General features: G+C 65.3%; 4 protein-coding genes and 1 pseudogene. 2 read left to right on the top strand and 3 right to left on the bottom strand.

All coding sequences use genetic code 11. The features are described from left to right. Both ACFDSW_RS02300 and ACFDSW_RS02295 read left to right on the top strand, forming a co-directional pair. Positions 1–279, top strand: a pseudogene (locus ACFDSW_RS02300) (hypothetical protein); the annotation flags it as partial. Positions 280–429: 150 nt separating this feature from the next. Continuing rightward, positions 430–3009, top strand: coding sequence for a TonB-dependent receptor (locus tag ACFDSW_RS02295; RefSeq protein ID WP_375248659.1), 2580 nt, complete (start codon positions 430–432; stop codon positions 3007–3009). Between the two features lie 44 nt (positions 3010–3053). Here the strand turns inward: ACFDSW_RS02295 and ACFDSW_RS02290 are convergent, their stop codons facing one another. The 3 genes from ACFDSW_RS02290 to ACFDSW_RS02280 all read right to left on the bottom strand — a co-directional run bounded on the left by ACFDSW_RS02290 (position 3054) and on the right by ACFDSW_RS02280 (position 6638). After that, the gene (locus tag ACFDSW_RS02290; RefSeq protein WP_375248658.1) at positions 3054–3941 is read right to left on the bottom strand and encodes a DMT family transporter; all 888 of its coding nucleotides are present in this window, start codon (positions 3939–3941) and stop codon (positions 3054–3056) included. A gap of 80 nt (positions 3942–4021) precedes the next feature. Beyond that, on the bottom strand, positions 4022–5032 hold the full coding sequence (locus tag ACFDSW_RS02285; protein WP_375248657.1) for a glycosyltransferase family 4 protein: 1011 nt from the start codon (positions 5030–5032) through the stop codon (positions 4022–4024). 28 nt (positions 5033–5060) lie between these two features. Then, the gene (locus ACFDSW_RS02280) at positions 5061–6638 is read right to left on the bottom strand and encodes an alpha-amylase family glycosyl hydrolase (protein WP_375248656.1); all 1578 of its coding nucleotides are present in this window, start codon (positions 6636–6638) and stop codon (positions 5061–5063) included. Between the last annotated feature and the right edge of the window lie 50 nt (positions 6639–6688).

Here is a 6688-nt window from a genome sequence, read left to right as displayed (position 1 = left end):
GATGCCGTGATCCGCGTCATCCACGAACAATTGGTCGATGCGCCGGAAGCCGGGATCCGCGCGCTGCTCGATCGCGTCGGCCTGCCGTTCGAGGATGCCTGCCTGTCGTTCCACCGTACCGAGCGGGCGGTGCGCACCGCGAGTTCGGAGCAGGTGCGACAGCCGATCTTTCGCGGCGGCGACCGTGCCTGGCAGCCGTTCGCTGCCTATCTCGCTCCTCTGGAAGAGGCGCTCGGCGATGATCTGCTCGCCGCCTATCCCGAGGTGCCCACTTTCTAAGCGCGCAGGAATGTTGCGCCTGCCAAACAGGCAACCCGCCGTGGCGAAAAGGCAACGCTGAAATGATGTTTCCAGATATGTCGCGGCGGTGGATTGACGCGCCCTGGCACACGCTTCAGCATCCCCGTCATCTTACCGCAACATTGGGGGATGTCCGTGGTGCTAAGCTTCAAACGCCGGTTGCTCGTCTCGTTACTGGCGACGGCGGCGGCCGCGACCCCTGCCGCTGCGCAGGTCGCGACCGGATCGGGGCAAACCACCGGGGCGGAGACGCCGTCGACAACCGGCGGCGACGACATCATCGTCACTGCGCAGAAGCGTGACGAGAATATCCAGAACGTGCCGCTGAGCATTCAGGCGATCGGCACGCGCAAGCTGGATCAGCTCAACATCTCCAACTTCAACCAATATACGCAATTGCTGCCGTCGGTCGCGTTCCAGACCAGTCAGCCGGGCGTCACCACCGTCTATATGCGCGGGGTCGCCTCTGGCGGAGACGGCAACCATTCGGGCTCGCTGCCGTCGGTCGGCGTATATCTCGACGAACAGCCGGTGACCACGATCGGCGGCACGCTGGATGTCCATGTCTATGATATCGCGCGTATCGAGAGCCTCGCCGGGCCGCAAGGCACGCTGTACGGCGCATCGAGCGAGGCGGGCACGATCCGCATCATCACCAACAAGCCCGATCTGTCGGGCTTCTATGGTCGTGTCGATGGGGAGGTGAACACCGTCGCGCACGGCGGCGTCGGCTATGTGACGGAAGGGATGCTCAATATCCCGCTGGCGTCGATGATGGCGCTGCGCGTCGTCGGCTTTTATCAGAAAGACGCCGGCTTCATCGACAACGTGGCCGGCACGCGCTCGTTCATCGGCGGCATCACGGTGAACAACAACGCGTTCGTCAAGAACAATTACAACGACACCGAAACCTATGGCGGCCGCGCCGCGCTGAAGATCGATCTGGACGACAATTGGACCGTGACGCCGACGGTGCTGTATCAGGAACAGCGCAACCACGGCAGTTACGCTTACGATCCGAAGGTCGGCGACCTCAAGGTACAGCGCTTCTTCCCCGAATATCGTCGCGACCGCTTCGTACAGGCGGCGCTGACGATCGAGGGGAAGCTGGGCAATTGGGACGTTACCTATGCCGGCAGCTATCTGGACCGGAAGGCGCTGCAATCGAGCGACTATACCGACTATGCCGAAGCATATGACAGCCTGTATTCGTCGGTCGGCGGACTGGCGGGCTATTTCTATTACCAGGACAATGCCGGCAACACGATCGATCCGCGACAGCGGATCATCGGCACCGACCATTTCAAGAAAACGAGCCAGGAATTGCGCGTCGCCTCTCCGGCGGACGCGCCGTTCCGGTTGGTCGCGGGCGCTTTCTACCAGCGGCAGAGCAACCTGATTTTCCAGGACTATCAGATCGCGAATTTGGGCAGCGCGTTGTCGGTCAACGGCTATCCGGGCACCTTGTGGCTGACGCGACAGCATCGCGTCGACAAGGATTATGCGGTGTTCGGCGAAGCGAGCTACGACCTGACGCCTAAACTGTCGATCACCGCCGGCGCGCGCGGCTATATCTACGACAATTCGCTGGTTGGTTTCTTCGGGTTCGGGCGCAACCCGGGTGTCGATCCGGCGGACGGGCGCGCGTTCAGTGCAACGCCCTTCAATGCCGCAGGCAGCAGTCGCACCGGCGTGGCGGGCTGTTACCTGTCAGGCGGTGGTACGTTGCGCGATCGCTATCTGAGTGGCGGGGCGATCACGCCGTTCCTCAACACGCCTGACGTGGGCGCGATCCCGTGCACCAATCTGGGCGTGCCGGACAATGCGGGCGGGATTTCTCCCAAACAGGCGGACGGGCAGGGCGTCACCTATCGCTTCACCGCGAACTGGAAGCCGGTGCAAGACGTGCTGATCTACGGCACCTGGTCACGCGGGTTCCGGCCGGGCGGGATCAATCGGCGCGGCGACGTCGCGGATTATGCGGCGGATTTCCTGACCAACTACGAGCTTGGCTGGAAGACGACGCTGCTCGGCGGGGCGGTGCGCTTCAACGGCGCGATCTATCAGCAGAATTGGGATGCGTTCCAATTCGCGTTTCTGGGGGCGAATAGCTTTACCGTCATCCAGAACGGTCCAAACGCGCGCATCCGCGGCATCGAGAGTGACATCAACGTCAACACCGGCCCGCTCTCGCTGAGTGTCGCCGGCTCCTATACCGACGCGCAGACGCGGCAGAATTTGTGCCTGGAGGCGCGCGCCAATTTCGTGTGCGATGGCCTGACCGCTGGCGGCCAGCAGAATCTGATCAGCGCGCCGGCGGGAACACGCCTGCCGATCACCCCGCGGTTCAAGATCAGCGGATCGGCGCGCTATACCGTCCCGATCGGTACGGTGAAGGGCTATGTCCAGGCTCTGGTCGCGCATCAAAGCTCGGCCTCGTCGGATATCCGCACCGCGGTGTACGAGACGGGAACCGGCAATGTCGTCAATCCGGCGGCGCTGTTGGGCCGACTGGAGGCCTATACCACGGGCAACCTGGCGGTCGGCGCCGAACTGCAACGCTTCACGCTGGAGGTGTTCGCTCGCAATATCTGGGACGAACGCGGCCAGATCGCGCGCTATCAACAATGCGGATCGTGTTACCAGCGGCCCTATATCGTGCCGGTGACGCCGCGGACGATCGGCGTGCGGCTGGGGGCCAAATTCTGATCACCGGCTACCACCCTGCGTTGCGCGGGGTGGTAGCCGAACGGCTATGCTCGTTCGCCGATGACCAGCACCTCGGTGGCGCGTTTCCGGCGCAGCGCGACGATCAACACCCCGCCGAGCGCCAGCGCCGCGCCCGCGATCATGCGGGCGTCGATGCGGTCGCCGGTCAGCGCAACCCCGAACGCCATCGCCGACAGCGGCGTCATCAACGTCAATGGTGCGATCAGATTGGCCTCGTAACGACCGATCAGGCCATAATAAGCGGTGTGCGCGAACACCGACACGATCAGCGCGGCAAACAGCAATGCAGCGACGAACGGCCAGCCGGCGGCGGCGGCGGTGTGCCACTGCCCGCTTTCCCATAGGGCGGACGCCAGCGAGAGCGGCAGCAGCGAGACGATGCCCACCCACGCCTGGAAACAGAGCGGCGGCACATCCTCCATCTGCTTCATCAGGATTGCGCCCAGTGATCCCGCAAAGGCGCAGGCGACGATATAGAACAGCCCCGCCGACAGCGCGATGCCGCCGGGTCGCCACACCACCAGCACCACTCCCGCCAGCGTCAGCGCGATCCCGGTCAGTCGCCGGGCATGGATCCGCTCACGCAGGATGATGACCGACAGAAGCGTCGTGAACGGCACGCCGATCTGCACCACCACCGCCGCGGCCGAGGGAGAAACCGTCTGCAAGCCCAGGAATAGCAGGGCGAAATTGCCGCCGCCCATCAACAGGCCGATCGCGACGATGCGCCACGCCGGGCGCGGCATCGGCAGCAGCCACGGCATGGTGACCGTCGCGACGATCGCGAACCGCACGGCGGCGAAGAACAGCGGCGGCACCCGCCAGTCGCTGACGACGATCTTGCTGAGAACGTTGCTGAACCCCCACAACAGGCACACCGTTACCAGCAGGAGGAAATCGCGCGGACGCATCCCGGCGGATTGGAGCGCCGGGGGGCGGATGGCAAGGAATTTGGCCGGAGGTGGAGCGGCAGAGGGGGCGGGGCTTCCCCTCATCCGCCCAGAATGCGCCGATACAGCGCGATATAGTCATCCGCCATTCGTTCGACGCTGAAACGCTCGGCCACGGCGCGGCGGCAGGCGGCCCGGTCGATCGTGTCGAGGCGCTCGACCGCATCCACCGCCGCGTCGATCGTGTCGACCAGAAAGCCGGTGACGCCGTGATCGATCAGCTCCGGCATCGAGCCGCGCCGCGTCGCGATCACCGGGGTGCCGCAGGCCATCGCCTCGATCACCGACAGCCCGAACGGCTCGTCGAAGTTGATCAGGTGCAGCAGCGCGCGCGCGCCGCCCAGCGCGCTGATCCGTGCTTCGCCGCCCACCGCGCCGTGATAGCGGATCGTCGTCCCGTCCACGGCGGGGGCGACCGAGCGTTCGTAATATCCCTGATCCTGGATGATGCCGTAGCAATCCATCCCGCGCCCCGATCGCCGTGCCGCCTCGATCGCTTCCGCCGCGCCCTTGTCCGGGTGGAGGCGGCCGAAGAACAGCAGATCGTCACTACCCGCCGGATCGAAGCGGAAGTCGTCGAGCGGGATGCCATGATGGATCGTCGCGGCATAGCGCAGATCCGGGTGGCGGTCGGCGTCGCTGATCGCGACATAATGCACCCGCTCCTCGAACGGCTTGTACATCGGCAGGATGCGATCGGAGGAGAAGCCGTGGATCGTCGTCACCAGCGGCGTATCGATCAGCGGGGCGAAGGCGTGCGCGGGGAAGTCCGCCTGATTGTGGATCAGGTCGAACCGTTCGGCTCGCGCGAACAGGTACGACAGATGACGATATTCCCACACTTTCGCGTCGATCGCCGGATCCTCGGAATAGGGCGCGGGGACGACGCCGTCGAGCGTCGCGGTGGTGACGCTGTCCTGCGTCGCGAACAGCGTGACGTCGACGCCACGCGCCACCAGCGCCTCCGTCAGCAAACTGGTGACGAGTTCCCACGGGCCATAATGGCGCGGGGGGGTGCGCCACGCGATCGGGGCGAGCATCGCGATCTTCATCGGTGGTGGTCCTCTGGCATCGTTGCGCCTATCGCAGGATGATGCCCTCGTTGGCGCGTAGAGTGTCGTGGGGCGCGTCGTCGAGGGGCGACAGCAAGATGTCCCCCTCGAACGGCAGCGGCTTCGCCTCGTCGGTCAGGTTGAGCGCGACGCGCAGCGCCGTGCCGCCGTGCCGCCGTTCATAGGCGAGCACGCCGTCCGCCGCGTCCAGCAGGCGGAAATCCCCCACCGACAGCGCCGGCAAGGCGCGGCGGAGGGACAATAGCCGCCGGTACAGCGCCAGCATCGAGCGCGGGTCCGCCTGCTGCGCCGCGACGTTGCGCGTCGGCCAGTCGGGATTGAGCGGCAACCACGGTTCGACCGTGCTGAACCCCGCAAAGGCGCTGTCGTCCCAGGGCATCGGCGTGCGAGAGCGATCCCGGCCGATACCGATGCCGGGCTGGCGCAAGTCCTGCGGATCCCGGATCCGATCGCCGGGAATGGCCACCTCCCCGATGCCGATCTCGTCGCCCTGGTATAGCGTCGGCGTGCCGCGCAGCGTCAGCAGCAGCATCGCCGCGACGCGCGCCTGTGGCTCGCCCAGTCGCGCGGCGATACGGGGGGCGTCGTGGCTGCCGATCACCCAGTTCGGCCAACCGTGCGCGGGCAGCGACGCCTCATAGTTCGCGATCATCGCGCGCAATGTGGTGGCGTCCCACCGATTCTCGATCAGCTGGAAGTTGAACGGCAAATGCACCTGCGGGCGCTCGGGCGTGCCATACCAGCGGGCATGGCGATCGTTCGGCAGGAAGATCTCCCCGATCAGCACCCGCTCGTGCCCCGGCGCGGTGTAGCTATCGGTCAGGGCGCGCATGTCGGCGGCGATCGCATGCGCCTCGGGCTGGTCCGTGGAATGCCGCTGGATCAGTCGATCGCGCTCGGTGATGCCCGGCCGCCAATATGGATTGGCCGGATTGTCGGGGAAGCCCTCCGCCTTGATGATGTGCCACAGCACGTCGATGCGAAAGCCGTCGACGCCCCGATCAAGCCAGAAGCGCATCGCGTCGAACATCGCGCGCCGCAGGTCCGGATGACGCCAGTTGAGGTCAGGCTGCTGCTTGAGGAAGGCGTGCAGATAATATTGCTCGGTTGCCGGATCCCATTCCCACGCCGATCCGCCGAAATCGCTGATCCAATTGTTCGGCGGGCCGCCATCGGGCGCGGCGTCTCGCCAGATGTACCAGTCGCGTTTCGCGCTGTCCCGGCTGGATCGGCTGTCGATGAACCAGGGGTGCTGATCCGAACTGTGGTTGGGCACGAAATCGAGCAGCAGTTTCAATCCGCGCGCATGGATCGCCGTCAGCAGGCGATCGAACGCGGGGAGATCACCGAAGATCGGCGCGACATCGCAGTAATCGGAAACGTCGTAACCGAAATCGGCCATCGGCGACGGAAAGATCGGGGAGAGCCAGATCGCATCGACGCCCAGCGAAGCGATATGATCGAGGCGCCGTTCGATCCCGGCGAGATCGCCGATACCGTCGCCGTCGCTGTCCTGAAAGGAGCGCGGATAGACCTGATAGACGGTGCCGCGTTGCCACCAGGGCTGATCGGAGGTGTTTTGCATCGCTGACCGTAACGGTGCCGGGGGTGATGCGATCCGCGCGGGTCCGCCGT

It is taken from the genome of Sphingomonas sp. (assembly GCF_042091075.1).
In the GTDB taxonomy this organism is placed as follows: domain Bacteria; phylum Pseudomonadota; class Alphaproteobacteria; order Sphingomonadales; family Sphingomonadaceae; genus Sphingomonas.
The sequence above is the reverse complement of the archived record's forward strand: the minus strand, read 5'-3'. Positions and strand labels throughout refer to the sequence as shown.

Coding starts and splice junctions, on each gene's coding strand:
- ACFDSW_RS02285 (WP_375248657.1), bottom strand. CDS start 5,032: ATGAAGATCGCGATGCTCGCCCCGATCGCGTGGCGCACCCCCCCGCGC.
- ACFDSW_RS02280 (WP_375248656.1), bottom strand. CDS start 6,638: ATGCAAAACACCTCCGATCAGCCCTGGTGGCAACGCGGCACCGTCTAT.
- ACFDSW_RS02290 (WP_375248658.1), bottom strand. CDS start 3,941: ATGCGTCCGCGCGATTTCCTCCTGCTGGTAACGGTGTGCCTGTTGTGG.
- ACFDSW_RS02295 (WP_375248659.1), top strand. CDS start 430: ATGTCCGTGGTGCTAAGCTTCAAACGCCGGTTGCTCGTCTCGTTACTG.